The 25,543-nt window shown below is 71.1% G+C and carries 19 protein-coding genes; 8 read left to right on the top strand and 11 right to left on the bottom strand.

Features of this window, described 5'->3' with window-relative positions:
- Positions 1–144: 144 nt before the first annotated feature.
- Positions 145–576 (top strand): SsgA family sporulation/cell division regulator, encoded by a 432-nt coding sequence (locus tag ACX27O_RS15215; RefSeq protein ID WP_007457244.1) that lies wholly within the window; start codon positions 145–147, stop codon positions 574–576.
- A 115-nt stretch (positions 577–691) separates the two neighbouring features.
- Here ACX27O_RS15215 and ACX27O_RS15210 read toward each other — a convergent pair whose 3' ends face one another.
- Positions 692–1,468, bottom strand: coding sequence for a glucose 1-dehydrogenase (locus tag ACX27O_RS15210; protein ID WP_210865722.1), 777 nt, complete (start codon positions 1,466–1,468; stop codon positions 692–694).
- Positions 1,469–1,671: 203 nt separating this feature from the next.
- Here ACX27O_RS15210 and ACX27O_RS15205 point away from each other — a divergent pair, with 203 nt between their 5' ends.
- Both ACX27O_RS15205 and ACX27O_RS15200 read left to right on the top strand, forming a co-directional pair.
- Positions 1,672–2,664, top strand: coding sequence for a helix-turn-helix transcriptional regulator (locus ACX27O_RS15205; RefSeq protein WP_458939595.1), 993 nt, complete (start codon positions 1,672–1,674; stop codon positions 2,662–2,664).
- 7 nt (positions 2,665–2,671) lie between these two features.
- Positions 2,672–3,127 (top strand): RrF2 family transcriptional regulator, encoded by a 456-nt coding sequence (locus tag ACX27O_RS15200; RefSeq protein ID WP_030333674.1) that lies wholly within the window; start codon positions 2,672–2,674, stop codon positions 3,125–3,127.
- A 21-nt stretch (positions 3,128–3,148) separates the two neighbouring features.
- Here ACX27O_RS15200 and ACX27O_RS15195 read toward each other — a convergent pair whose 3' ends face one another.
- From ACX27O_RS15195 to ACX27O_RS15160, 8 genes are all read right to left on the bottom strand, one after another.
- Positions 3,149–4,114, bottom strand: a complete 966-nt coding sequence (locus ACX27O_RS15195; protein WP_210865724.1) for an acetylxylan esterase — start codon at positions 4,112–4,114, stop codon at positions 3,149–3,151.
- Between the two features lie 27 nt (positions 4,115–4,141).
- A complete protein-coding gene (locus tag ACX27O_RS15190) occupies positions 4,142–4,840 on the bottom strand; it encodes an N-acetylmannosamine-6-phosphate 2-epimerase (protein WP_030333671.1) in 699 nt (232 codons plus the stop codon).
- Positions 4,837–5,772, bottom strand: coding sequence for an ROK family protein (locus tag ACX27O_RS15185; RefSeq protein ID WP_210865725.1), 936 nt, complete (start codon positions 5,770–5,772; stop codon positions 4,837–4,839). The genes ACX27O_RS15190 and ACX27O_RS15185 overlap by 4 nt, the downstream gene beginning before the upstream one ends.
- 2 nt (positions 5,773–5,774) lie before the next feature.
- A complete protein-coding gene (locus ACX27O_RS15180) occupies positions 5,775–6,713 on the bottom strand; it encodes a dihydrodipicolinate synthase family protein (RefSeq protein WP_210863453.1) in 939 nt (312 codons plus the stop codon).
- Positions 6,710–7,777, bottom strand: a complete 1,068-nt coding sequence (locus tag ACX27O_RS15175; RefSeq protein WP_358126713.1) for an ABC transporter ATP-binding protein — start codon at positions 7,775–7,777, stop codon at positions 6,710–6,712. Before ACX27O_RS15175 ends, ACX27O_RS15180 begins: the two co-directional genes overlap by 4 nt.
- The gene (locus ACX27O_RS15170; RefSeq protein ID WP_210865727.1) at positions 7,774–9,732 is read right to left on the bottom strand and encodes a dipeptide/oligopeptide/nickel ABC transporter permease/ATP-binding protein; all 1,959 of its coding nucleotides are present in this window, start codon (positions 9,730–9,732) and stop codon (positions 7,774–7,776) included. Before ACX27O_RS15170 ends, ACX27O_RS15175 begins: the two co-directional genes overlap by 4 nt.
- Complete coding sequence (locus tag ACX27O_RS15165; RefSeq protein WP_357633520.1) at positions 9,732–10,688, bottom strand: ABC transporter permease; 957 nt, start codon at positions 10,686–10,688, stop codon at positions 9,732–9,734. The genes ACX27O_RS15170 and ACX27O_RS15165 overlap by 1 nt, the downstream gene beginning before the upstream one ends.
- 105 nt (positions 10,689–10,793) lie before the next feature.
- Positions 10,794–12,419: an ABC transporter substrate-binding protein gene (locus ACX27O_RS15160; RefSeq protein ID WP_357644325.1), complete on the bottom strand. Its 1,626-nt coding sequence runs from the start codon at positions 12,417–12,419 to the stop codon at positions 10,794–10,796.
- Positions 12,420–12,557: 138 nt separating this feature from the next.
- On the opposite strand from ACX27O_RS15160, the gene ACX27O_RS15155 reads away from it, so the two are divergent.
- Positions 12,558–13,289 carry a FadR/GntR family transcriptional regulator gene (locus tag ACX27O_RS15155; protein WP_030333656.1) on the top strand — a complete coding sequence of 244 codons (732 nt, stop codon included), beginning with the start codon at positions 12,558–12,560 and terminating at the stop codon, positions 13,287–13,289.
- A gap of 143 nt (positions 13,290–13,432) precedes the next feature.
- Here ACX27O_RS15155 and ACX27O_RS15150 read toward each other — a convergent pair whose 3' ends face one another.
- Positions 13,433–14,104, bottom strand: coding sequence for a FadR/GntR family transcriptional regulator (locus ACX27O_RS15150; RefSeq protein WP_030333654.1), 672 nt, complete (start codon positions 14,102–14,104; stop codon positions 13,433–13,435).
- Positions 14,105–14,495: 391 nt separating this feature from the next.
- Here ACX27O_RS15150 and ACX27O_RS15145 point away from each other — a divergent pair, with 391 nt between their 5' ends.
- From ACX27O_RS15145 to ACX27O_RS15130, 4 genes are all read left to right on the top strand, one after another.
- Complete coding sequence (locus ACX27O_RS15145) at positions 14,496–17,288, top strand: glycosyl hydrolase family 95 catalytic domain-containing protein (RefSeq protein WP_458939594.1); 2,793 nt, start codon at positions 14,496–14,498, stop codon at positions 17,286–17,288.
- A gap of 65 nt (positions 17,289–17,353) precedes the next feature.
- Complete coding sequence (locus tag ACX27O_RS15140; RefSeq protein WP_357633529.1) at positions 17,354–20,140, top strand: alpha-L-fucosidase; 2,787 nt, start codon at positions 17,354–17,356, stop codon at positions 20,138–20,140.
- Positions 20,141–20,171: 31 nt separating this feature from the next.
- Positions 20,172–22,451, top strand: coding sequence for a family 20 glycosylhydrolase (locus ACX27O_RS15135; RefSeq protein WP_458939593.1), 2,280 nt, complete (start codon positions 20,172–20,174; stop codon positions 22,449–22,451).
- A gap of 18 nt (positions 22,452–22,469) precedes the next feature.
- Complete coding sequence (locus ACX27O_RS15130; protein WP_458939592.1) at positions 22,470–25,160, top strand: discoidin domain-containing protein; 2,691 nt, start codon at positions 22,470–22,472, stop codon at positions 25,158–25,160.
- Positions 25,161–25,218: 58 nt separating this feature from the next.
- Here the strand turns inward: ACX27O_RS15130 and ACX27O_RS15125 are convergent, their stop codons facing one another.
- Entirely contained in the window at positions 25,219–25,542 is a 324-nt protein-coding gene (locus ACX27O_RS15125) for a DUF202 domain-containing protein (protein ID WP_051708608.1), read from the bottom strand.
- Position 25,543: the final 1 nt, after the last annotated feature.

The raw sequence follows: 25,543 nt of genomic DNA, 5'->3' as shown, positions 1-25,543 counted from the left end.
ATGCTCACATTCACGCGGCCTTTCCGTCCCCCTTCCCACCACTGGGTGAAGTCAGCGTATGGCGGAGCGTAGCCAGGAGTAGCACCTGAGTATGGGAAAAGCGGGACACGCGCGTTCCGCAGCGGTGCCGGGGGGAGAACGTCCATGAGTGTCATCCGACCGACGACCGTAGAGGTCGAGACGTCGCTAAGGCTCGTCGCACCTGACGCCACCGCCTTGCCGGTGCGTGCCAGTCTGCGTTACGACCCTGCTGACCCGTATGCGGTCCATGTCCTGTTCCATGCCGAATCGGCCGGGGGCGAGGCGGTGAGTTGGTCGTTCGCTCGCGAACTTCTGGTCACCGGCCTGGACGAGCCGGCCGGCATCGGGGATGTGCGGGTCTGGCCCTGGGCCACACCGCGCGGCGATTTCGTCGCGCTGGCCCTCTCGTCACCGGACGGCAACGCCCTCTTCGAGGTGCCGCGCAGCGTCCTGGTGCGTTTCCTTCGACGGACCTACGTCGTCGTCCCGCGCGGCCGTGAGGCCGAGCACCTGGACGTCGACACGGCGGTGAACCGGCTGCTCGCCGGTCGCTGACCAACCGAAAACTGCAACACCGGCCACACCGGGGCCGCGCGGATCTGCCGAGTCCGCGCGGCCCCGGCACACGCCCATCGGGTACGCGGACAGCGCGCCCCGGGTCGGCCGGTGCTCAGCCGTGCGTGGTGATGCCGCCGTCGACGGGGATGACCGCGCCGGTGAGGTACGCGCCGGCTCGTGACGAGAGGTAGATGGCCGTGCCGGCCATGTCGTCGGGGCGTCCGATGCGGCCCAGTGGCACCTGCTGCTCGATGGCGGCCCGGCTCGCCGGGTCGTCGAGCGCGAACGCCATCATCTTGCTCTCGAACGGGCCGGGCGCTATCGCGTTGACGGTGATCTGCTCACCGGCGAGCTGGTGGGCGAGGCTGCGGGTGAGCATGTGCACGGCCGCCTTGGTGGCCGAGTACGCGTACACCTCCATCATCGGCACCCGGATGCCGTCGATCGACCCGATGTTGATCACGCGGGCCGGGTCGTCGGCGCTGGCGGCGGCGCGCAGCGCCGGCAGCAGCGCGGTGGTGAGCCGGAAGACGGCCTTGACGTTGACCGCCCAGAGCTTGTCGAACGCGGCCTCGGGGTAGTCCTCCAGCGGTGCGCCCCAGGTCGCGCCCGCGTTGTTGACCAGCACGTCGAGCCGACCGAAGCGCTCGCGTACGGCGGCGGCAAGCGTCTCGGCGCCGGCGTCGTCGCTGAGGTCGGCGGGGATGGCCTCGCAGCGCCCCTCGGCGGAGAGGGTGGTGGCGACCGCCTCGCAGACGTCCGCCTTACGCGACGAGATGATCACGTGCGCGCCGGCCCGGACAAAACCCTGGGCGATCATCAGCCCGATCCCCCGCGACCCGCCGGTGACCAGGACCGTCTTACCTTCGACCGAGAACAGCTGCGTCATGCCCATCCCATCGCGAGTCGGCGGGGGCCGCCGACCGGTCGGGGTGACCGGCGAATGCCGGGTGGACCGCGGACCGGCGGCGCTACCGTCGGGTAACGTAGCTTGGCCGCCAGGACCGAAACAAGCCCGGGGCGCACCGCGGATTCCGCTCCGAACGGTGACCGGGATGCGGTGACCTGCGGTTCGGGCTACCGTCGCAGGCGATGGTCTCCACCGATCCCTCCCCCGCGCCATCGATCGGAACGGCGTCTCGCGTGCCCGACGAGATAGCCACGTTCGCGCTGGCCGACCTTGCCGGCGACCCGGGCTGGCGTCGGCCGGTGATCGTCGAGCGGGAGCTGTTGATTCTCACCACCCGGGGGCACGGCGACGCCGAACTCGACTTTCACCTGCTGCTGTGCCGGCCCGGCACGCTGCTGCGGGTCCGCCCCGGCCAGGTGCTGCGCTGCGCAGGCCCCCAGTTCGACGCCACGGTGGTCGCCTGGGATCCCGAGGCGGTACGCGACTTCGACGTCGACCTGAGCGCCACCGCGACCTGGCGGCAGTTGGCCGGTGAGGACGAGGACGCGGTGATCAGCGAGGTGAGCCAGTTGGCGGTGGACTGTCGGCGGCACCCCGACGGTCCCACCGCCCGCGTGCTGCTCCGGCACCAGCTGGCCGTGCTGCTGCTGCGGCTGGCCCTGCCGCACGCCGACCGGCCGTCGTCGCGGCCCGAGGACGAGACGTTCCACCGGTTCCGCCGCGAGGTGGAGCACGGCTATGCGCACACCCGGCGGGTCGAGGACTACGCGGCCGAGCTGGGCTGCTCCGTGCGGACCCTGACCCGGGCCTGCCTGGCCGTCACCGGGCGCAGCGCCAAGCAGGTCATCGACGAGCGGGTCGCGTTGCAGGCCGGCCGGTTACTCGCCACCACGGATCAGCCGATCGCCGAGATCGGCCGGCGGCTCGGCTTCTCCGAACCCACCAACTTCGGCCGCTTCTTCACCCGCGAGGTCGGCGTCAGCCCCGGCGCGTTCCGGGCCGCACGGGACCAACCGGCGGCCAATCGGGTAATCCGCCAGCGACCGCCGGCCGAGTCGACGGCCGCCGACGGGGGCAGATTCCGCCTTGGCACCCCCGGTGACTCCGCCAACGGTGAGCACCCGATGAGACCACTGCCGCCCGCCGGAGGGCCGGGCGTCACCGGCCGGGCATGATGACAGGGTGCAGATCTCCGCGCGCGGCGACTACGCGGTACGGGCGGCGTTGAGCCTCGCCACCGCGTACCCCTCGCTGCTGTCCACCCAGGCCATCGCCGCGGAGCAGGACATGCCCCGCAAGTTCCTGGAGGCGGTCCTGGCTGATCTGCGCCGGGCCGGCATCGTCCGCGCCCAACGCGGCGCCGAGGGCGGCTACACCCTCGCCCGCCCGCCCCGCGAGGTGACGGTCGGCGCGGTGCTGCGCGCAGTTGAGGGTCCCCTGGCCGGGGTACGCGGGCTGCGCCCCGAGGAGACCCGCTACGAAGGCTCGGCGGAGAACCTGCCCGGCCTGTGGGTGGCCGTCCGGGCGGCGGTGCGGCGGGTCGTCGACGAGGTGAGCCTCGCCGAGATCGTCAGCGGTCGGCTGCCCGCGCACGTCCGCAAGCTCACCGCGCTGCCCGACGCGTGGGAGCCGCGCTGACACCAGCCGCCGGCCACCGCCTCAGCGGCCGAAGAGCTTGTGCAGCCAGGCGAGCTGTTCGAGCTGCTGGTGCGCCTCGCCACCCTCGTGGTCGTTGAACTCGTACACGCGCACGTCCTTGTCGCCCCCGTAGCGGTGGTAGGCGGCGAAGCAGGTCGAGGGTGGGCAGATCCGGTCCATCATCGCGACGGAGAACAGCGCGGGCGCTGTCGCGCCGGGTGCGAGCACCGCGGCGTCGACGTACGACAACGTGCGGAACACCTCGCCGCTCTGGTCGCGGTGCAGCGCGAGATACTCGGCGACCTCACCGTAGGGGCCCTCGGTGGCGACCCGCACGGCGCGCGGGAAGTCACACAGGAACGGCACGTCGGGCATGACCGCCGCCACGCCCGGGAACAACGCGGCCACCGCCAGCGACAGGCCCCCTCCCTGGCTGATGCCGGTGACGACGACCCGGTCGGGGTCGACGGCGGGATGCTCCTGGGCGGCCTGGGCGAACCGGACCGCGTCGGTGATCAGCCTGCGGTAGTAGAAGTCCTCCGGGCTGGTGACCCCACGGGTGAGGAACCCCGGAACGGTACCCGCCGGGTACCGGTGCGCATCGGCGGTGCTGCCGGGCGCGGCACTCCAGCCCTGCCCCCGGGTGTCCATGATGAGGTGCGCGAAGCCCGCCGAGGCCCAGAAGAGCTTCTCGTGCGGCAGGCCCCGGCCCCGGCCGTACCCGAGGTATTCGACCACGCACGCCAGCGGCCCGGTGGCGGTCGCCGGCAGGTGCAGCCAGCCGTGCACCGGCTCGCCGCCGAAGCCGGGAACGGTGACGGAGAAGGTGCGGATCTGGGTGAGCCCGGTGTCGACCGGCTCGTACGTCGCCGCGGCGGCCGGGGCGGCACCGAGCGTCCGCTCCCAGAACGCGTGCAGGTCCTCCGGGACGGTCAGGTCGGGTCGGTACGCCCAGCAGTCGGCGACGGTGAGATCGCTCAAAGCCACAGCTCGGCCTCCACGGCAGCAGGATTGTCAGATGTTCGTGGGGGTGGGTGCGACGCTCGCCATCGCCGCCGCGAACCACCCGGTGATGGTGCTGGGATGGGTGATCGCCGTACCCACCACCACCGTCCACGCCCCGGCCCGCAGCGCCTGGGCCGCGTGGGCCGGTGTGTGGATCCGGCCCTCCGCGACCACCGGCACGTCGACCGAGCTGGCGAGCCGGGCCACCAGGTCCAGGTCCGGGCCGGGCTGCTTGCTGGTGTACGCGGTGTAGCCGGACAGGGTGGTGCCGACCAGGTCGGCACCCGCCGCCGCGGCGTCGATCCCCTCGGCGAGGGTGGAACAGTCGGCCATCACCAGAGCCCCGGTCAGCTGGTGGACGGCGGCGATGGTGTCGGCGAGGGTGCGGCCGTCCGGCCGGGGTCGCGCGGTGCCGTCGAGGGCGACGATGTGCGCGCCGGCCCGCGCCACCGACAGCGCGTGCTCCAGCGTGGGGGTGATGAAGACGTCGTCGTCCCCGTCCTTCCACAGCCCGATCAGTGGCAGGTCGACCGCCCCCCGGATGGCCGAGATGTCCGCCAGGCCCTGGGCGCGGATGCCGGCGGCGCCCCCGTGGGCGGCGGCGAGGGCCACCCGGCGCATCGTGTCCGGGCTGCGCATCGGCTCGCCCGGGTACGCCTGGCAGGAGACGACGAGGCGGTGCCGGAGCTGCGCGATCAGCGTGTTCATGCGGTGCCCTCCCAGGCGAGTGCGGCGGCGCCGAGAAGTGGGGCGTCCGATCCGAGGGTCGAGGCCAGGACGGGCACGTCGTCCAGGACGGGCAACGTCTCCCGCCGTACGGCGTCGCGCAGCGCCTGCCACCAGGCGTCGCCGAGGCCGGCGACACCGCCGCCGATGACGACGACAGCGGGGTCGAGCATGTTGACCAGCCCGCCGACCGCCGAGCCGACGGCGGCCCCGCCCAGCAGGACCACCTCCCGGGCGATCGGGTCGCCGTCCGCCGCGCGTACGGCCACCGCGCGCAGGTCACCGACCGGCTGGCCGGTCCGCCGCGCGTACTCCTCGGCCAGGCCGGGCCCGGAGGCGATCGCCTCCAGGTGCCCCTGCCCGCCGCAGGTGCACCGCAACCGCCCGGCGTACGGCGAGGGTTGGTGGCCGGCGTGGCCGGCGGCGGAGTGGGCACCGGTCAGCGCGCTGCCCTCGACGACGAAGGAGGCACCGATACCGGTGCCGACCGCGATGAGGAGCAGCGTCTGGTGGCCGGCCGCCGCGCCGTGCCGCGCCTCGCCGAGGGCGTGCGCGTGCACGTCGTTGATGGCGGTGACGGGCAGGTCGAGCAGGGCCCGCAGCCGGCCGCTCAGGTCGGTGCCGGCCCACCCGGCCAGGGCGTCGGTGGCCGACAGCACCCGACCCGTCCGGTGGTCGATCACCCCGGCGCTGCCGACGCCGAGCGCACTGACGCGGGTTCCCGTCGCCCTCGCCCGCAGCCGAGCGACGAGGTCGGCCGCGGTGTCGATGATGGCGGTCGCCCCGGCCCGGCCGGGGGTGGGGACGGTGATCCGGTCGACGACCTCACCCTGGCGGGTCACCAGGGCGGCGGCCGTCTTGGTGCCCCCGATGTCGAGCGCGGCGACAACCGGGGGCGTGCGTACCTCGGACATGGTTAGAGCAGTCCCGCCAGTTCCAGGTGGCCCCGCACCCGCGCCGTCTCGTCCGCGTCGAGCGGTCGCAGCGGAAGCGACACGGCGTTGCTGTCGATGACGCCGAGCAGGGCCAGGGCGGTCTTGAACGCGCCCACGCCCCGGGTCGCCCCCGCCGCCGTCGCCGGGTCGGCAGCGTCGACGATCCGGAACAACCGGGTCAGCCGGTCCTGCTCCGCGCGGGCGGTGTCCCAGTCGGCGGCCACGCAGGCCCGGTGCAGTCGCACGTAACCCTCCGGGTCCACGTTGCCCAGGCCGGGGACGGAACCGGAGGCACCGGCGAGCATCATCGCGTCGACCACCACCTCGTGGCCGGTCAACAGGCTGAAGCCGGCGTCCGGCGCGTGTTCCGCGATGGACAGCACCAGCTGGCGGAAGGAGACGTCGTCGCCGCTGGAATCCTTGACGCCCGCGAGGACGCCCTCCACGGCGAGCCGGCTCAGCAGACCCGGCGACAGCTTGGTGTGCACGCAGACCGGAATGTCGTACGCCAGCAGCGGTAGCTCGACCGACGCGGCGAGCGACCGGAAGTGCCGCTCGACCTCGTGCGGGCCGACGATGGCGTAGAAGGGGGCGGTGGCCACCAGCCCGTCGACACCCAGCCGCGTCGACGCGTCGGCCCGGTCGAGCACCCGGCGGGTGGTCGGCTCGATGCACCCGGCGATGACGGGTACGGTCCCGCCGACGGTCTTCACCACGGTTTCCAGTGCCTGGTCCCGCTGACTGTCGGTGAGGAACACCGTCTCGCCGGAGCTGCCGAGGGCGAAGATGCCGTCGACGCCGGCGGCGAGCATCCGCTCGACGAGCCGCTCAAGCGAGGCGACGTCGACAGCGCCCTCCTCGGTCAGGGGGGTGACGACCGGCGGCACGACTCCGGCGAACCGCGGGGCAGGGGTGGTCACGCTGACTCCTCGACATGTAGGGGGGTGGTGCGACCGGTCGACGCTCTGGCGAGCTCGACCAGTTCGGCGTTGCTGGATCCAGCGGGAACGGGGTGGTAGCACCGGAACTCGTGGTAACCGGCGCCACCGTCGCCCGTCGTGGGTGGTGGCATCTCGATGGCGCAGCCGTCAGTGGCCTTCCAACAGCGGGTGCGGAACGGGCAGCCGGTGGGCGGGCGGGTCGCGAGCGGGACGGGGCCGACGAGCGGGATCGGGTCGAGCGGCGAGAGCAGCCCCGGCGTGGCGGAGAAGAGCGCCCGGGTGTACGGGTGCTGGGCGACCTCGGGGAGCCCGGCGGCGGGTGTCTGCTCCACGATTCGGCCGAGGTACATGGTGACCACCCGGTCACTGATCCGCTTGACCGTCTGGATGTCGTGCGAGACGAAGACCATGGCCAGGTTCAGCCGCTCCTTGAGGTCCAGGAGCAGGTTGAGGATCTGCGCCCGGACCGACACGTCGAGGGCGCTGGTCGGCTCGTCGGCGATGACCAGCCCCGGCTCCAGGGCCAGGGCACGCGCGATGGACACCCGCTGGCGTTGGCCACCGGAGAGCTGGCTGGGCAGCACGTCGGCGACCGACCGGGGCAGCCCCACCAGAGCCATCAGTTCCCTGACCCGCTCCTCGCGGGTGGTGCGGGTGCCGCGACGGTGCACGTCGAGCGGGTCGCGCAGGATGTCGCGGACCGGCATCCGCCGGTTCAGCGACGTGGCCGGATCCTGGAAGATCATGCCGACGCCGGCGCCGATGTGCAGTCGGCGTTCCGCCGCGCTCATCGACCACACGTCCTTTCCGGCGAAGGCGACAGTGCCGCTCGTCGGCCGTTGCAGGCCCACCAGCACCTTGGCCATCGTGGACTTGCCGCAGCCGGACTCGCCGACGACGCCGATCGTCTCGCCGGCACGCACGCTCAGGTCCGCGCCGGTGAGGGCGTACACCCGCTCGCGGCCGAACAGGCCACCCCCTCGGCTGCGGTGGACCACGTGCACGTCACGCAGTTCGACGATCGACTCGTGGGACGCGCTCATCGGGTCAGCTCCTCTTCCCTGACGGTGACGGCCGGGTGGTGGCAGGCGTACCGGTGGGCGGCGTCGCCCTCCAGCCGGGGCGTCTGTTCCCGGCAGACCTCGCTGGCCATCGGGCAGCGGTCGGCGAACCGGCACCCCGCCGGGAAGTCGGCCGGCGACGGCACCACACCGCGGATCTGGGTGAGCCGGTCCGCGCCGGCCTCCAGGGACAGCACGGAACCGAGAAGGCCACGCGCGTAGTGGTGCGCCGGCGCGCCGACCACGTCGGCGGTGACGCCGCTCTCGACGATCTGCCCGCCGTACATCACCACGACCCGGTCCGCGACGTCGCTGACCAGCGCGAGATCGTGGCTGACCAGGATCAGCGCGAAGCCGAGCTGGCCGCGCAGCCGCAGCAGCAGCTCCATGACCTGCGCCTGGACCGTGACGTCGAGCGCGGTGGTCGGCTCGTCGGCGATGATGAGCCGCGGGTCCCGGGACAGCGCCATCGCGATCACGACACGCTGCCGCTGCCCACCGGAGAGTTCGTGCGGGTACGCGGACAGGGTGCGCTGCGCGTCCAGACCGACCAGTTCCATCAGCTCCTGGGCCGACCGGGTGCCGCCACGGCTGATCATCTGCGCGAGCTGGGGGCCGATGCGCAGTGACGGGTTCAACGCCGAGAGGGCGTCCTGGTAGACCATCGCGATCTCGCGCCCCATCAGGGCACGGCGTCGTTTGGTGCTCACCGTCAGCAGGTCGGTGCCCGCGAAGCGGACCTCGCCGCGTACCCGGGCGCCCTGCGGCAGCAGGCCCATCACGGCGAGGGAGGTCAGCGACTTGCCGGAGCCGGACTCCCCCACCAGGCCGAGGACCTCGCCGGGGCGCACGTCGAAGGTCAGGTCGTCGACGATGTCGACGCCGCGGTGGCGTCCCTCGAACCCGATCGACAGGTTGCGGACCTCCAGGACGGGCTCGCCCTGCGGGAGCGGGCGGGCCCGCTCGCGCAGCCGCTGCGCCGCCTCGGCCAGGCCGGGCAGTTGCACCACCTCACCGGAGCCGGGCTGCGCCTCCTCCTGCGCGTCGCCCTTCTTCGTGGTGGTGGCGCGCCGCGCCGCCGGGGCGGCCCAGGCGTCGGACATCCCCTCGGAGAGCACGTTCAGGGCGAGCACGGTGAGCAGGATCAGCAGGCCGGGGAAGAACGTGGCCCACCAGCCACCGATCTGGACCATCTCCTTGCCGAAGGCGATCACCGAGCCCCACGAGGACGCCGCCTCCTGGGGTGCCAGCCCGCCACCGATGAAGGAGAGCGACGCCTCGAACACGATGGCGTCGGCGACCATGACGGTGACGAAGACGAGGATCGGGGCGGCGCAGTTGCGCAGGATGTGCCGCCAGAGGATGTGCGGTCGCCGCGCGCCGATGATCCGTTCGGCCGCGACGTAGTCCTCGCGGTACTGCGAGAGCACGTTGGCGCGCACGATCCGCGCGATCGACGGCACGAAGACGAAGCCGATCGCGACCACGAGGACCACGAGGCTGTTCTTGCCGAACGAGATGATCAGCAGGGCGGAGAGCACGATGGCGGGGAAGGCCATGACGACGTCGAGGCAGCGCATCACCACCTCGTCGACGGCGGGCCGGCTGGTTCCGGCCAGCGCGCCCAGGATGGCGCCGACCACCAGGGCGATACCGGCGCTGCCGAAGCCCACGATCAACGACCGTCGGGTGCCGGCGACCAGCCGCGAGAACACGTCGCGTCCGAGCTTGTCCAGGCCGAACCAGTAGTCACCGTTCGGCCCGGTGAGCGCGGGACCGAGCCCGGCCTGCGCGGGGTCGTGCCGCAGGATCAGCGGCGCGAAGATGCCCACGACGACGATGAGCAGGACGAAGCTCAGTGCGATCCGGGCCGTGACGCTGAGCCGTTTGAAGGCGATGCCGGGGGCCGACAGCCGGGCGGTGAGTGTGCGACGCATCAGTGGGCTCCGCGCAGTCGAGGGTTGGCGAAGAGGTAGAGGATGTCGACCACCAGGTTCACGAGGACGAAGCAGATGGCGATGGTCAGCACGGTGCCCTGCGCGAGGGCTGTGTCGTTCTGCTGCACCGCGCTCATGATCTGGGTGCCCATGCCGGGCAACGAGAAGATCGCCTCGATCACGACGGTGCCGCCCAGCAGGTAGCCGATCCGCAGGCCCAGCACGGTGAGCGGGTTGACGAGCGCGTTGCGCAGCACGTTGCGTCCGATCACCACGCGGGGCGGCAGCCCGGCGCCGATGGCGGTACGCACGTAGTCCTTGTCGAGCTCCTCGACCATGGACGTGCGCACGATTCTGGCCAGTGAGCAGCCGACCGGCACGGCGAGCGCCAGCGCGGGCATGGCGAGGGACTGCAACCAGAGGGAGAACGAGTCGCCGGGGTTGACGTACCCACCGGTCGGGAAGACGGGGCGGCGGACCGACAGCTCCTGGATGAGCAGCAGGGCGAGCCAGAACGACGGCATGGCGATGCCGGCCATCGAGACGAACCGGATGACCTGGTCGGGCCAGCGGTCGCGGTACAGCGCGGCGGGAATGCCGAGGGCCAGCGCGATGACCAGCGCGCCGACGATCCCGAGGGCCGTCAGCTGGATGGTCAGCGGCAGCGCGGTGGCGATCTTGTCGGCGACCGGGACGGACGGCGGGAAGGTCACGCCGAGATCGCCCCGGAGCAGGTCGCCCAGGAAGTGCAGGTAGCGCAGGGGCAGCGGGTCGTCGAGCCCGTTGGCGGCCTTGAACGCGGCCACCTGCGCGGGGGTCGCCTGGTCACCGAGGACGGACAGCGCGGGATCGATCGGGGAGAACTGCATGATCACGAATACGAAGATCGTGATGCCCAGCACCAGCGGTATCAGGGTCAGGAGTCGTCGCGTGACCAGGCTCAGAACGCTCAGCATGGTGTCTTTCTCTCGTCGAGGGCCGCCGGGACGTCCCGCCCAGCCCGAGGGACAGGGGCTGGGCGGGACGCGGAGGGGTCGGGGTCCGGGCCCCCGAGGCGGAGCTCAGCCCTTTCGGCTGGAGCCCAGGAAGTACAGACCGGTGGTCGCCGCGCCCGAGAAGTCGGAGAGCTTCGCCGGGTCGTACGCGGTGACGACCTTGGTGTGCAGGATCGGGTACAGCGGGACCTCGTCGGCCACCTTGTCCAGGGCCTGCTTCCACAGCGCCTTGCGGGCTGCCTCGTCGGAGGTCTGCGCCGCCTTGTCGAGCAGGTCGGCCATGGCCTTACGGTCCGCGGCGCTCCACCGGTAACGCTGCCCCGGCCAGGTCTCGCCGTAGTAGAACCAGCGCATCAGCAGGTCGGTGTCGACGCCGAAGACGCTGGGGTCACCGGTGGCCATCAGCACCCGGAAGGTGTCCTTCGGGACGATGTCACCGTAGATGGCGGAGGACGGCACCGTGTTGAGGCTGGCGGTGACGCCGATCTTCTTCCACTGCTCGATGACCAGCGGCGCGACATCCTTCACGACCGAGTTGTCGGTGGTGTCGAGCTGGAACGACAGGTTCGTGACACCGGCCTCCTGAAGCAGGCTCTTGGCCTTTTCCAGGTTGTAGTCGTAGACGGTGGCGGCCTTCTGGTAGTCCTTGTTGCCCTCGTCCAGGTAGCTCGTGGCCGGGGTGCCGTAGCCGTTGAGGGCGGTCTTGATGACCTCGTCCTTGTTGATCGCGTAGTGCAGCGCCTGACGCACACGCTTGTCGCTGAACGGCGCCGCCGACGAGTTGAACATGAGGAAGACCTGGTTGAAGGCCTGCTTCACATCGACGGTGTACTTGTCCTTGAGCGAGTCGACGTTCAGGTACGGCACCGACTCGATGGCCTGGACACGACCGCCCTGCAGGTCCGACACCCGGGCGGAGGCCTCGGAGGTGGTGTTCCAGGTCATCGTCTCGACCTTGGCCGGACGCGGGCCGTTGTAGTTCGGGTTCGTGCTGAGCTTGACGCCCGATTCCTTGGACGCGCTGTCCAGCTTGAACGGGCCGGAGCCGATCGGCGCCGTGTCGAACGCCTTCGACGCGGCCGGGTCGGCGGTCTTCGCCTTCGGCAGCACCTTGATGACGGCGATCCGCTCGGCGAACAGCGCGAACGGGTACTTGAGCTTGAACTCGGCCGTCGTCGCGTCCTTGGCGGTCACCGAGTCGATGAACGACACGAACCCCTGCATCAGCGGCGGGGCCTTGGGGTCGGCCGGCTTCAGCACGCGGGTGAAGGACCAGGCGACGTCCTCGGCGGTGACGGGGGTGCCGTCGGAGAACTTGGCGCCGTCGCGCACCGCCACCGTGTAGGTGAGCCCGTCGGCGCTGGCCACCGGGTCTTCCTTGGCGAGCGCGCGGTAAGGTTCCCGGGTAACCGGGTCAAGATCGATCAGGCCCTCGAAGATGTGCTGGTTGACCGCCGTCGCCACCGCCGACGAGGCGTTCCCCGGGTCGAACCCGCTAGAGAGGGTGAACGCGAGGGTGGTCTCGATGGACTTCTTCCCCCCGCTTCCCTCGACGGCGTTGGTCGAGGCCGGGCCGCCGCTGCAGGCGACGAGTCCGAGAGCGAGGGTTGCCGCGGTGGACGCGACTGCCAACGAACGGAGCCGGCGCGGGGGGCAGCGCCGACTCTCCTTTGGCTCAATGGTGGTGCTCACGTAGCTGCCTCCATAGGCTCTTCATGCGCTCGCGGTGCTGCTCGCGCTGAGGGATTCGAAGATAATGGGGTCTGACGTCAGACATCTGATGCCGATAGGGTGAGCGTGTCAGATCCGTGAACGAAGGGCAAGTGGCAGATGACGACCATTGACGCATCCCCGCTACGCGGTGCGGAGCGCCCCGGTCCCCGCCGGCAGGAGGTGGGGGCCAAGATCAAGGAGTACATCCTGCGCAACCGCCTCAAGCCGGGGGACATCCTGCCCACCGAGGCGGAGCTGTGCGAGGCGGTGGGCGCGAGCCGCTCAAGCGTCCGCGAGGCCGTCAAGATTCTCTCCGCCCTCGACATCGTCGAGGTGCGGCACGGGCACGGCACCTTCGTCGGCCGCATGTCCCTCGCCGCGCTCGTGGAGGGCCTGACCTTCCGCGGCCTGCTCAGCGGCGAGGAGGACCATCACGTGCTGGGGCAGGTCGTCGACGTCCGGCAGACCCTCGAACAGGGGCTCGCGGCCCAGGTCATCGCCGTCCTCGACAGCGAGCACCAGGCCGCCCTCTCCGCGCTCGCCGACGAGATGGAGAGCCTGGCCGCCCAGGGCATGGACTTCCTCGACGTCGACCGGGCCTTCCACGTGAAGCTGCTGGAACCCCTCGGCAACGACCTGATCCTCCAGCTGACCGAGGCGTTCTGGCAGGTGCAGGCCATCGTCGCTCCGACGCTGCGCACCGAGCCGGAGGACCGGTTGATCACCGCCCAGCGGCACCGGGCGATCGTGCAGGCGGTCGCCGCCGGGGACGTGGCGCGTCTGCAGGCTGCCATCGCCGAGCACTACGCGCCCATCCGGGCCAGCATCGCCCGCGTCGTGCGGGCCTGACGTCGGGCACCCGCCGTCCATCCGCGGTCCAGCGGCGGCGCACCGTCCCCTGTGTCTCGTACACAGGAGACCGTCGCCGCCCTGAGACGTTCGACGAACCGTCACCGCAGCGCCGGGATCGCCGCGGCACCGAGCGGGATCGGTCACAGTGCCCGGCGGAGCCACTCCTCGACACCGGCGACGTGCACTGTGGCCCAGGAGCGCGCCAGATCGGCCTGCCCGGCCGTGATCGCGTCGACGATCGCCTGGTGCTGCTCACGGGTTCGGGTGACGGCGCCCTCCTGGGTGACACCACGCCAGATGCGGGCCCGGGTGGTGGAGCCGGAGAGCCCGTCAAGCAGCGAGCACAGCACGGCGTTTCCGGCGCCGACGGCGATCTGGCGGTGGAATTCCAGGTCGTTGGCGACCAGCGTCTCGACGTCGCTGGTGTCGCCGACGTCGTCGAGGACGGCCTGAAGGTTGGCGATCGCCTCGGCACCCATCCGTTGCGCTGCCAACGCCGTGGCGGCGGGCTCGAGGATCCGCCGGACCTCCAGGAACTCCAGCACGGTGTCGTCGCGGTGGAAATCCACGACGAAGCCGAGCATGTCGAGCAGCAACTGTGGGGCGAGGCTGGTGACATAGGTGCCGTCGCCCTGGCGGACGTCCAGGACACGGATGATGGACAGCGCCTTCACCGCTTCCCGTAGGGAGTTGCGGGACAGGCCGAGCCGGCGGGCCAGGTCCGCCTCCTTGGGCAGTCGATCGCCGGGGCCGAGTTCGCCCGAGGTGATCATGTTCTTGATCTTGCCGATCGCCTCGTCGGTGAGCGCCATCGCTGCCTCCGGGTAGGGGTGAGCCGTTGCCGTGACCGGGAGGATTACACCCTGAGCTGGCAGACGCGCGCGGCGGTGCCCCCGCCCGCAGTTGCCGGCGAGCAGGCAGATCGGCAGTCGAAAGCCGTGACGCCGGCCCCCGCCCCGGGGCCGGTCAGGTCAACCCACAGGACCAGCCGCCTCCCGCAAACATCGGGTGTTTCCGCGTCTACGACCTCCGACATCTGATGTGTACCAGGTGTTCGCCCATCCGGCAACAGATCGAGATGACCTGACAGGCTGCCCGTCAAGGTCGCCGCCTCTCCGCAAGTCAGCGCATCATGTGGACGAATCCGATCCATTGACAAAAATAAACATCCCATGTTAACTCCTCTCACATAGAGGAGGCCCTATGTTCGAGACCGGCAGTTTCCGGACGGTCCTGCGGGCCGCAGCCGCATCCCTTCTCGTGGCCGCGTGCCTGACGTCCGTGTCCGTCAGCGCGGCTCCAGCCGGGGCCGCCGCCAGCGACCCCGCCCTCGCGCTCTGGTACGACGAACCCGCCGCCAACTGGGAGAGCAACGCGCTGCCGGTGGGCAACGGCGCGCTCGGCGCCATGATCTTCGGGGGCGTCCAGACCGAACGCCTTCAGCTCAACGAGAAGAGCCTGTGGACGGGTGGACCCGGCGCCACCGGATACCACCACGGCAACTGGACGTCACCACGGCCCGGAGCCCTGGCCGGCGTGCAGGCCCAGATCGACCGGGACGGACGGATGGCGCCCGGCGCGGTCGCCACCGCGCTCGGGCAACCGGCGACCGGGTTCGGCTCCTACCAAAACCTCGCCGACATGTACCTCGACATGACCGGCACCCCGGCCACCGTGAGCGACTACCGACGCGAGCTGGACCTCGCCGAGGGCACCGCCCGCGTCGCGTACTCCCACGGCGGGGTGACCTACCAGCGGGAGTACTTCGCCAGCTACCCGCGCAACGTGATCGCCTCCCGGCTCTCGGCCAGCCAGACCGGGAAGGTCTCCTTCGTCCTGCGTCCCGTCTCGGCCCAGTCCGGCAGCGCCGTGACGGTGGCCAACGGCCGGATCACCACCCGGGGCGCACTGCCCGGCAACGGGCTGATCCACGAGACCCAGTACCGGGTGGTGACCACCGGCGGCACCCGGACCGACGGCACCGACCGGATCACCGTCACCGGCGCCGACTCGGCGTTCATCGTGCTGTCCGCCGCGACGTCGTACGCCGACACCTACCCCACCTACCGCGGCGCCGACCCGCACGCCCGGGTCACCCAGGCGGTCGACGGCGCGGCGGCCTCCACCTGGACGGCACTGCGCACGGCACATCTCGCCGACTACAAGAACCTCTTCGACCGCGTCCGGCTCAACGTGGGCGGGCAGATGCCGAACATCCCGACCGACGAGTTGCGCTCGGCGTACACGGGCGCCGCCGGACGGGCCCAGGACCGCGCGCTGGAGTCGCTCTACTTCTCCTTCGGCCGGTATCTGCTCATCGCGTCGTCGCGCGGTGGCTCGCTGCCGGCCAACCTCCAGGGCATCTGGAACAACTCCAACAACCCGCCCTGGCAGGCCGACTACCACACCAACATCAACGTCCAGATGAACTACTGGCCGGCGGAGACCACGAACCTCACCGAGACCGCCACGCCACTGTTCGACTTCATCGACGCGCTGCGGGCACCCGGCCGGGCCACCGCGCAGAACATCTACGGCACGACCGGCTGGGTCACCCACCTCAGCACCAACCCGTACGGCTTCACCGGCGTGCAGGACTGGGCCACCGCCTTCTGGTTCCCGGAGGCTGCCGCGTGGTTGTGCCAGCACCTCTACGAGCACTACCGCTTCACCCGCGACACCACGTTCCTGCGCGATCAGGCGTACCCGGCGATGAAGGAGGCCGCCGAGTTCTGGCGGGCCAACCTGCGCGTCGACCCGCGCGACGGCAAGCTGGTCGTGACGCCCAGCTACTCGCCCGAGCAGGGTGATTTCTCGGCCGGCGCGGCGATGAGTGAGCAGATCGTGTGGGACCTGCTCACCAACACCATCGAGGCGAGCAGCACGCTCGGCGTCGACGCCACCCTGCGCGCCCAGTGGCAGACCACGCTGAGCAAACTCGACCCCGGCCTGCGGGTCGGTTCCTGGGGCCAGTTGCAGGAATGGAAGGCGGACTGGGACAGCCCCACGAACGACCACCGGCACGTCTCGCACCTGTACGCCCTGCACCCGGGCCGGCAGATCTCACCGCTGACCACCCCGGCCCTGGCCAACGCCGCCAAGGTGTCCCTCACCGCACGCGGCGACGGTGGCACCGGCTGGAGCAAGGCCTGGAAGATCAATTTCTGGGCTCGGCTGCTCGACGGCGACCACGCCCACAAGATGCTCAGCGAGCAGCTCAAGAGCAGCACGCTCGCCAACCTGTTCGACACCCACCCGCCGTTCCAGATCGACGGCAACTTCGGGGCCACCGCCGGAATGGCGGAGATGCTGTTGCAGAGCCAGAACGGCGTGGTCGACGTGCTGCCCGCCGTGCCGGCGGCCTGGCCCACCGGCTCGGTCAACGGTCTGCGGGCACGTGGCAACGTCACTGTGGACAGCGAGTGGCGCAACCGGCTGGCCACGCGGATCACCCTGACCGCCGGCAGCGACGGCACCCTGACGGTTCGTAACCCGATGCTGGCCACCGCGTCGCTGGTCGACCTGACCACCAACCAGACCGTGCCGGTGACCCGATCGGGCAGCCAGGTGACGTTCACAGCCGTGGCCGGGCACCGCTACCAGGCCGTCTCCACGGCCGCGACCGGCACGATCGCCGGTGTGGCGAGTGGACGCTGCGTCGACGTACCGGGGGCGGCCACCGCCGACGGGACCGCCCTCATCCTGTGGGACTGCTCCGGAGCGGCCAACCAGGTCTGGACCCGCGAGGCCGACAACACCATCCGTAACCGTGGCAAGTGCCTCGCCGCCGCGAGCACCACCAACGGTGCCGCAGCAACCATCACCACCTGCGGCACCGCCACCAGCCAACGATGGACGTACGACCCCACCGCGAGAACGCTGCGCAACCAGGCCACCGGCACCTGCCTCGACGCCAACGGCGGCGGCACCGCCAACAACACCGCCGTCATCCTCTGGCCCTGCACCACCGCCACCAACCAGCAGTGGCTGATGTAGCGCCGGGCCCAGCCGCCACCCACCCGCACCGCCCCTCCCTGCCCGTTCCCGGAGAGGACACCACCATGACCCGTACCCTGCGCCGCCATCCCGCGCGCGCGAGCGGTGCCGCCCTGGCCGCTCTGGCAGTGCTCGCCACCTGCCTGGTCCAGCTCACCCCACCGGCGGCACCGGCCGCCGCCGCCCCGGGGAACGCCACGATCACGGGGGTGGCCAGTGGGCGCTGCGTCGACGTGCCCGGCGGTGCCACCGCCGACGGCACCGCCCTCATCCTCTGGGACTGCACCGCCGCCACCAACCAGATCTGGACCCGACAGGCCGACAACACCATCCGCAACCGTGGCAAGTGCCTCGCCGCCGCGAGCACCACCAACGGTGCCGCAGCAACCATCACCACCTGCGGCACCGCCACCAGCCAACGATGGACGTACGACACCACCGCGAGAACGCTGCGCAACCAGGCCACCGGCACCTGCCTCGACGCCAACGGCGGCGGCACCACCAACAACACCGCCGTCATCCTCTGGCCCTGCGGCACGGCCACCAACCAGCAGTGGCGGGTCGCCGCCGCCGACTACCAACCGCTTCTCGACGTCGGCTTCAGCGGCACCTTCACCTCCACCACCGGTTACACGCCGTCGACGGGTGAGCTGGTCGACGGGCAGCTCACCCGACTGGCCGGCAGCGAGACGATCAGCGGTTCGGCCGTCACGCTCACCGGGGGTGGCACCGGCGTCGGGTTCTCCCCACGAATCCCGGTGACCAGCACGAAGTACGTCAACCGGAGCCTGCTGGCCGAGGCGGTGGTACGCCGCCAGAGCGCCGCCACGCTGAGCTTCGACACCGTGCTCAGCCTCGCCGGCGGGGGCTACTACCGCTACTCCAACGGCTCGCAGACCACCACCGAGTTCGGTATGTACGGACCGGACGCGCCGTACCACGACACCCGGCAGAGCGGGCCGAACCTGGCCGACACGCAGGACACCCACGTGGCGTTGGCCTACGAGTACGTGAGCGACACCGCGGCCCGGCTCGTCGCGTACGTCAACGGCTGCCAGGTGGGCAGCACCGTCACCACACCGGTGGCCGCGGCCAACGCGTCGCAGGGTCTGCTGACCTTCGGCAACGACGCCGGAACCCGCAACCGTGGCTGGCACGGCACTGTGGACGCCATCGCCCTCGCGACGATGACCGGCGCCGCCGGTCCGGTCGACTTCCAGCTCGACGCGCCGGTCTGCGGGGGCACCCCGCCGCCGCCCGGCTGCGCGGGCGACCCGGGCAGCAGCGGCCCGGTCACCCCGGCCACCGTCATCACCGTCGAGCGGTGCGACACCCTCGACCGGATCCGGCAGAAGGCCGCCCAGGTCACCCCGTCGGCCGCCCAACTGGCCTGGCAGCAACGGGAGCTGACGGCGTTCCTGCACTACGGCATGAACACCTTCACCGACGTCGAGTGGGGCAGCGGGAACGAGGACCCGGCCCAGTTCAACCCGACGACAGTCAACCCCGCCCAGTGGATAGACGTGCTCAAGCGCAACGGGTTCAAGCAGGTCATCCTCACCGTCAAGCACCACGACGGGTTCCTGCTCTACCCGTCGCGCTACAGCACCCACTCGGTGCGCAGCAGCCCCTGGTGGGGTCGTACCAGCCAGAGCGACATCCTGCGGGCCACCGTCGACGCCGCCCGCGCGGCAGGTCTCGCCGTCGGCTTCTACCTCTCCCCCGCCGACGGCGCGGAGATCCCGGGCCGACGCGGTGGCGACCGGTTCGGCAACGGCAGCGCCAAACGGAGCGTCACCATCCCGACGCTCGTCGCCGGGGACACCCGCACCCCGACCCAGACGTACGCGTACCAGGCCGACGACTACAACGCCTACTTCCTCAACCAGCTCTACGAGCTGCTCACCGAGTACGGGCCGATGGCCGAGGTGTGGTTCGACGGCGCCAACCCGTACACCGCGTACCCGCAGCCGTACCAGGTCGGTGACTGGTACCGCCTGATCCGGGCCCTGCAACCGAACGCCACGATCGCGATCAACGGGCCGGACGTGCGCTGGGTCGGTTCCGAGTCCGGGGCGTTCCGGGCCGACGAGTGGAGCGCGCTGCCGTTCCGGGGCACCGATCCCGGTGCGCTCAACCGGGACGACGACATGCTCACCGGCGCCGCGTCGAGTGACCTGGGTTCCAGCGCGCTGATCGGCCGCAACCTGGGCTCGATCACCTACCTGTCGTGGTACCCGGCCGAGGCGGACGTGTCGATCCGGCCCGGCTGGTTCTGGCACTCCGGCCAGAACGGCTCGGTCAAGCAGCCGGCCGCCCTGATGCAGCTCTACGAGAACGCGGTGGGCCGCAACGCCAACCTCCTGCTCAACGTCCCGCCGAACCGGGCCGGCGTGATCGACGCGCCGGACGTCAGCGCCCTCGACGGGTTCGGCACCGCGCAACGCGCCCGGTACGGCCGGGAGCTGTTCGCCAAGGCGGGTGCGACCGGCACCCACGCCGCCCTCACCGACGCGGGCCTGGGCACGTCCTGGTCGCCCTCGGGCGGCGCCCTCACCGGCGCGGTCGAGCTGACCGCCTGCCGGGCCCGCACGTTCGACCGGGTCCTGGTGCAGGAGTCGGTCGGCAACGGCCAGCGCGTCGAGGCGTTCGCCGTGGACGCCTGGATCAACGGGGGCTGGCAACAGGTCGCCGCCGCCGCGACGGTCGGCTACAAGCGGATCGTTGCGCTGTCCACCGCCGTGACGAGTGACCGGCTGCGGCTGCGGGTCACCGCCGCGCGCGGCGTACCGCAGATCGCGACGCTCACCGCGTACGCGACCGACAGCACCGCCAACCCGGCGTCCTGCTGATTCCCAACCCTTTTCCCGAGAGGAACGGTTCATGCGTCTTCGACGTATCAGCGTCACCGGAGCGGTGGGAGCACTGGCCGCCGCGCTGCTGACCGTGCCGGTCACGGCGGTCACCCCGGCCTCGGCCGTACCGGGTGACCTCCAGGTGATCCCGGCACTGAAGCAGTGGACGGCGGGCACCGGCAGCTACACCTTCGGGGCCGCCACCCGCATCGTTGTCGACCCCGCCTACACCGCCCAGCTCAACGACGACGCGGCCACCTTCGCCGCCGACCTGCGGGACCTGACCGGCCGCACCGTCGCGGTCACCACCGGAACCGCGGCCACCGGCGACATCCGGCTGACCCTGGGCGGCAGCCAACCCGCCGAGGGTTACACGATGACCGTCGGGTCGAGCATCGCCATCCAGGGCTCGACCGACACCGGCGCCTTCTACGGCACGCGGACGGTGCTGCAACTGCTCAAGCAGTCCAGCACGGTGCCGGCCGGTACGACCACCGACGCCCCGACCAAGTCCGAACGCGGCATGATGGTCGACGTCGGACGCAAGTACTTCACTGTCGACTGGCTCCGCAAGCACGTCAAGGAGCTCGCCTACCTGAAGATGAACCGGCTGCACCTGCACCTGTCCGACACGTTCGGGTTCCGGTTGGAGAGCACCACCCACCCGGAGGTGGTGTCGGAGCAGTACTACACCAAACAGCAGATCCGCGACCTCATCGCCCTGGCCGCGCAGTACCACATCGAGGTCATTCCCGAGATCGACATGCCGGGACACATGAACGCCATCCTGGCCGACCACCCGGACCTGCAACTCGCCGACACCAACGGCAACCGCAACCCCTACTACCTCGACCTGTCCAAGCCGGGCGCGTACACCCTCACCCGGGACCTCATCACCGAGTTCCTGCCGCTGTTCCCCGGCCGGTACTGGCACATCGGCGCGGACGAGTACGTCGGCAACTACGCCGCCTATCCGCAACTGCTGACGTACGCCCGCGCGACCTACGGGCCGAACGCCACCGCCAAGGACACCTACTACGGCTTCATCAACTGGGCCAACGACATCGTCCGCGCCGGCGGCAAGACCACCCGCATGTGGAACGACGGCATCGGCACCGACGGCACCATCCGGCCGGCGTCCAACATCCACGTCGAGGTCTGGTACAACTACGGCATCACCCCGCAGGCCCTGCTGGACCGCGGGCACACCATCTCCAACCAGGCGTGGGATCCCACCTACTACGTCCCCGCCATCAGCAAGCCGAACGTGACGTGGGCGTACGAGACCTGGACCCCGGAGCGCTTCCAGGGCAACAACACCGTCAACGCTCCGTCCCGCAACCTCGGCACGGTGCTGCACATCTGGTGTGACTACCCGGACGCGGAGACCGAGGACCAGATCGCCGCCGGCATCCGGACCATCCTGCGCGTCATCGCCCAGCAGACCTGGGGTTCACCGAAGCCGGTCGCCACGTACACCGCCTTCACCCCGATCATCGACCGCATCGGTCGGGCTCCCGGCGGCCCGGCTGTGGCGACCGGCAACCTGGCGACCAACCGCCCGGTGACCGCGTCGTCGACCGAGACGGCCAGCTTCCCGGCGTCGGCGGCGGTGGACGGCGACATCAGCACCCGCTGGTCGTCGGCCTACACCGACCCGAGCTGGATCCAGGTCGACCTCGGCAGCAGCCAGGAACTGTCCCGCGTCGCACTGCGCTGGGAGGCCGCCTACGCGCGGGCGTACCAGATCCAGACCTCCACCAACGGCACCACCTGGACCACGGCGGTGTCCGTCACCGCCGGGGACGGCGGGGTGGACGAACACGCCCTCAACACCACCGCCCGGTACGTGCGCATGCAGGGCACGCAACGGGCCACCACCTTCGGCTACTCGCTCTGGGAGTTCGAGGTCTACGGGCCGAAGAAGGGCGCCATCACCGGCACCGCCAGTGGCCGCTGCGTCGACATCCCCGGCAGCAACACCACCGACGGCACCGCGGTGAACCTCTGGGACTGCAACAGCGGGCCCAACCAGACGTGGACCCACCGCAACGACGGCACCCTCACCGCACTGGGCAAGTGCCTGGAGCCGGCGAACGGAAGCCTCACCGACGGCACCGCGATCGTGATCCGCACCTGTTCCACCGCCACGTACCAGCGCTGGACCTACGACGCCGCCACCAGCAGCTACCGCACCGGCGGCAAGTGCCTCGACGCCAACGGCGGCGGGACCGCCAACGGCACCCGCCTCATCCTCTGGCCGTGCACCAACGGCGCCAACCAGCGCTGGAGCACCCCCACCGCCTGACCCACCGATGGAGGCACGATGCAGCACGACACGCCACTGCCACCCCCATCCCCACCACGGCCACGGCGGCTCGTCGTGCCCACCATCGTCCTGACTCTGGTCGCCGGTGCCGTCGCGACGGTCGGGGGCCAGCCGGCCCCGGCCGGCGCGGCGGTCCCGGCGGACCCGACCTACACCGACGCCGCCGGCCTGGTCTTCCCCGGTGTCCAGCCGGGCGCGGCGACGGCGTCGCTCTCCGGCGGCAGCTTCACACTGGCCAACGCGGCGCTGTCGAGCACGTGGAGCGTGCAGGGCAGCACGGTGTCGCTGACCCGGTTCGACAACCGGGCGACGAACACCACGGTGCCGATGAGCCTGCGCGGGCTCTTCACCCTCACCCTGGCCGACGGCAGCACCATCACGGCGGCGAACACGAGCGTCTCCGCCGGTCCGGTGGTCAGCGACCTGGCGGCGAACGCCGGGTCGGCACGGCTGGCGGAACGCTTCGCCGGCAAGGCGGTGACCACCACCTTCCGGTACGGCGGCGGCACCCGGACGCTCGACGTGCAGTGGCAGGTACGGCTGCGCGGCGGGGCCAACTCGGTGCAGCACAGCTTCACCGTGCGCTCGGTGGCCGGCACGTTCGACGTGACGTCGGTGCGCCTGGTCGAACTGGGTCTCACCAACGCCCGGGTGCTGGGCAGCGACGACGGCAGCCCGGTGGTGCACGGCGCGGCCGGCAGCGAGACGGTGTTCGTCGGCATCGAGAACCCGATGGCGAAGGCCACTGTGAACGGGTCCGCCGTCGACATCGCGGTGCCCCGCGCCGGTGACCTCACCGCCGGCACGTCCTGGGTCTACACCGCCTCCACCGGTGTCTCCCCGGCCGGGCAGCTACGCCGCTCGTTCCAGTACTACCTGCAACGCGAGCGGGCCCACGACCGGCGGACGTTCCTGCACTACCAGAGCTGGCTGGACCTCAAACCACCCGGCGAGGTCATCGACAGCGCCGAGCTGACCCGGGCCATCAACCTGTTCGGCACCGAGCTGCGCAACCGGGGGGCCACCATCGACAGCTTCTGGGTCGACGACGGCTGGGACTATCTGCGTACGCCCCGGGTCGACGAGACGAACCTGAACGTGTGGTCGTTCGACCCGACCCAGTTCCCCACCGGCTTCGCCCCGCAGAAGGCCGCCGCCGCGCAGTACGGGGCCTCGATGTCGGTGTGGATGTCACCGTTCGGCGGGTACGGCACGAGCGCCGCCACCCGCCAGGCCATCAACGCGAGCAAACCCGCCGACCAGCGGTTGGAGACCCACAGCGGCGGCCAGTTCAAACTCGGCGGCGCCCGCTACTACGACCGGTTCCGGTCGGTCGCCTTCGACATGATGGACAACCAGGGGGTACGCGGCTTCAAGCTGGACGGCATCGGCGGCGGGCTCTACCAGTCCGGCCCGAACGCGAACTACATCGCCGACTACGAGGCCCTGCTCGGGTTGACCGGCGACCTGCGCGCGCACCAGAAGGACGTGTTCGTCAACGCCACGGTCGGCACCTGGGGGTCGCCGTACTGGTTGTGGTTCACCGACTCGATCTGGCGTGACGGGCACGACGCGGGCCTGGTCGGCGCGGGCAGCGCGCAGCAGCGCTACGTCAACTACCGCGACTCGGAGACGTTCCGCAACAACACCAGACAGAACCCGCTGTTTCCGATCCCGAGCCTGATGAACCACGGCATCATCTTCTCCGACCGGACACCCCAGTTCACCGCCGACTACGACCTGACCAAGCCCAGTGTCCAGGCCGAGGTGTCGCAGGACATCCGCGCCTATTTCGCGCTCGGGCTCAGCCTCCAGGAGCTGTACGTCCGCAACACACTGGTCGACGCGAACCGGCCGGGCGCGGCCTGGTTCTGGGACACCGTGGCGGCCAACGCCCGGTGGGCGCGGGCCAACCAGGGGTTGCTCAGCGACGTGCACTGGGTCGGCGGTGACCCGGCCGCCGGGGCGGTCTACGGCACCGCCGCCTGGAACTCCTCGGCCGGCGCGTCGAAGGGGATGCTGATGCTGCGCAACCCGTCGGCGTCCGCGCAGAGCTTCACTGTCAACCCGCAGACGGTCTTCGAGCTGCCCGGTGGCACCCACCAGCGGTACCGGTTCACCGAGCGTGACGGGCGGCGCGGCGGCTTCGTGTCGGGTCCGGCCGCACCGGTGAGCATCACCCTCGCGCCGTTCGAGGTCGCCGTCTTCCAGGCCACCCCGACCGACGAGCCGATCGGCGGCGGCAGCAGCCCGCAACTGCCCCGCACCCGGTGGACAGCGACGGCGGACAGCGTCGAGACCGTCGGCGAGAACGGCGTCGCCGCCAACGCCATCGACGGCAACCCGGCCACCATCTGGCACACCCGCTACGTCGGCGGGGTCGCCGCCATGCCGCACCAGATCACCATCGACCTCGGCGGCAACTATCGGATCGACAGGCTCGACTACCTACCCCGTCAGGACGGCGGCACCAACGGCACCATCGCCGACTACCAGATCCTGACCAGCACCGACGGCACCACCTGGACCCAGGTCACCGCCGGCACCTTCGGCGCCGGCAGCACAGTGAAGACAGCGGTCTTCACGCCCACCACGGCCCGGCACGTGCGTCTGCGCACCACCCGCGCCACGAACGGGGCCGGGTACGCCTCCGCCGCCGAGATCAATCTGTACGGATCGACGGCCTGACCGGTACCGGCCGTCCCGGGGCGCCCCTATCGCCGCCCCGGGACGGCCGCATCCCACCTCACCTGGCGAGGACATGGGCGAGGACCGCCACGCCCCCCGCCACCACCAGCACGGTGCCGACGGCCAGCAGGGCGGCGCCCTCCGGGTGGCCCAGGTGCGTGGGCAGCCGTACGGTGCGATACCGGCGTCGCGCCAGCACGGCCACCGCGGCGGCGAGCGGCGCGCAGGCCAGCACGAGCCCCGCGGCGATCGGATGACGGGGCACCAGCTCCCGGCCGACGGCCAGCAGCACGGCGGCGGTCGCCAGCGCGGTGCGCAGCCACGCGAGCAGGGTGCGTTCGGCCTGCGCCCCCCGGTCGGCGAGACGCGGCGGCTCCGTCACC

This window comes from Micromonospora sp. SD19, assembly GCF_054462275.1.
This window is presented reverse-complemented; position numbering and strand designations above follow the sequence as displayed.

Bases quoted from the DNA above. Each gene is read 5' to 3' on its own strand.
- ACX27O_RS15155 (WP_030333656.1), top strand. From the start codon at position 12,558: ATGACGACCATTGACGCATCCCCGCTACGCGGTGCGGAGCGCCCCGGT.
- ACX27O_RS15190 (WP_030333671.1), bottom strand. From the start codon at position 4,840: ATGAACACGCTGATCGCGCAGCTCCGGCACCGCCTCGTCGTCTCCTGC.
- ACX27O_RS15135 (WP_458939593.1), top strand. From the start codon at position 20,172: ATGCGTCTTCGACGTATCAGCGTCACCGGAGCGGTGGGAGCACTGGCC.
- ACX27O_RS15145 (WP_458939594.1), top strand. From the start codon at position 14,496: ATGTTCGAGACCGGCAGTTTCCGGACGGTCCTGCGGGCCGCAGCCGCA.
- ACX27O_RS15150 (WP_030333654.1), bottom strand. From the start codon at position 14,104: ATGGCGCTCACCGACGAGGCGATCGGCAAGATCAAGAACATGATCACC.
- ACX27O_RS15165 (WP_357633520.1), bottom strand. From the start codon at position 10,688: ATGCTGAGCGTTCTGAGCCTGGTCACGCGACGACTCCTGACCCTGATA.
- ACX27O_RS15210 (WP_210865722.1), bottom strand. From the start codon at position 1,468: ATGACGCAGCTGTTCTCGGTCGAAGGTAAGACGGTCCTGGTCACCGGC.
- ACX27O_RS15130 (WP_458939592.1), top strand. From the start codon at position 22,470: ATGCAGCACGACACGCCACTGCCACCCCCATCCCCACCACGGCCACGG.
- ACX27O_RS15205 (WP_458939595.1), top strand. From the start codon at position 1,672: ATGGTCTCCACCGATCCCTCCCCCGCGCCATCGATCGGAACGGCGTCT.
- ACX27O_RS15175 (WP_358126713.1), bottom strand. From the start codon at position 7,777: ATGAGCGCGTCCCACGAGTCGATCGTCGAACTGCGTGACGTGCACGTG.
- ACX27O_RS15140 (WP_357633529.1), top strand. From the start codon at position 17,354: ATGACCCGTACCCTGCGCCGCCATCCCGCGCGCGCGAGCGGTGCCGCC.
- ACX27O_RS15185 (WP_210865725.1), bottom strand. From the start codon at position 5,772: ATGTCCGAGGTACGCACGCCCCCGGTTGTCGCCGCGCTCGACATCGGG.
- ACX27O_RS15215 (WP_007457244.1), top strand. From the start codon at position 145: ATGAGTGTCATCCGACCGACGACCGTAGAGGTCGAGACGTCGCTAAGG.
- ACX27O_RS15170 (WP_210865727.1), bottom strand. From the start codon at position 9,732: ATGCGTCGCACACTCACCGCCCGGCTGTCGGCCCCCGGCATCGCCTTC.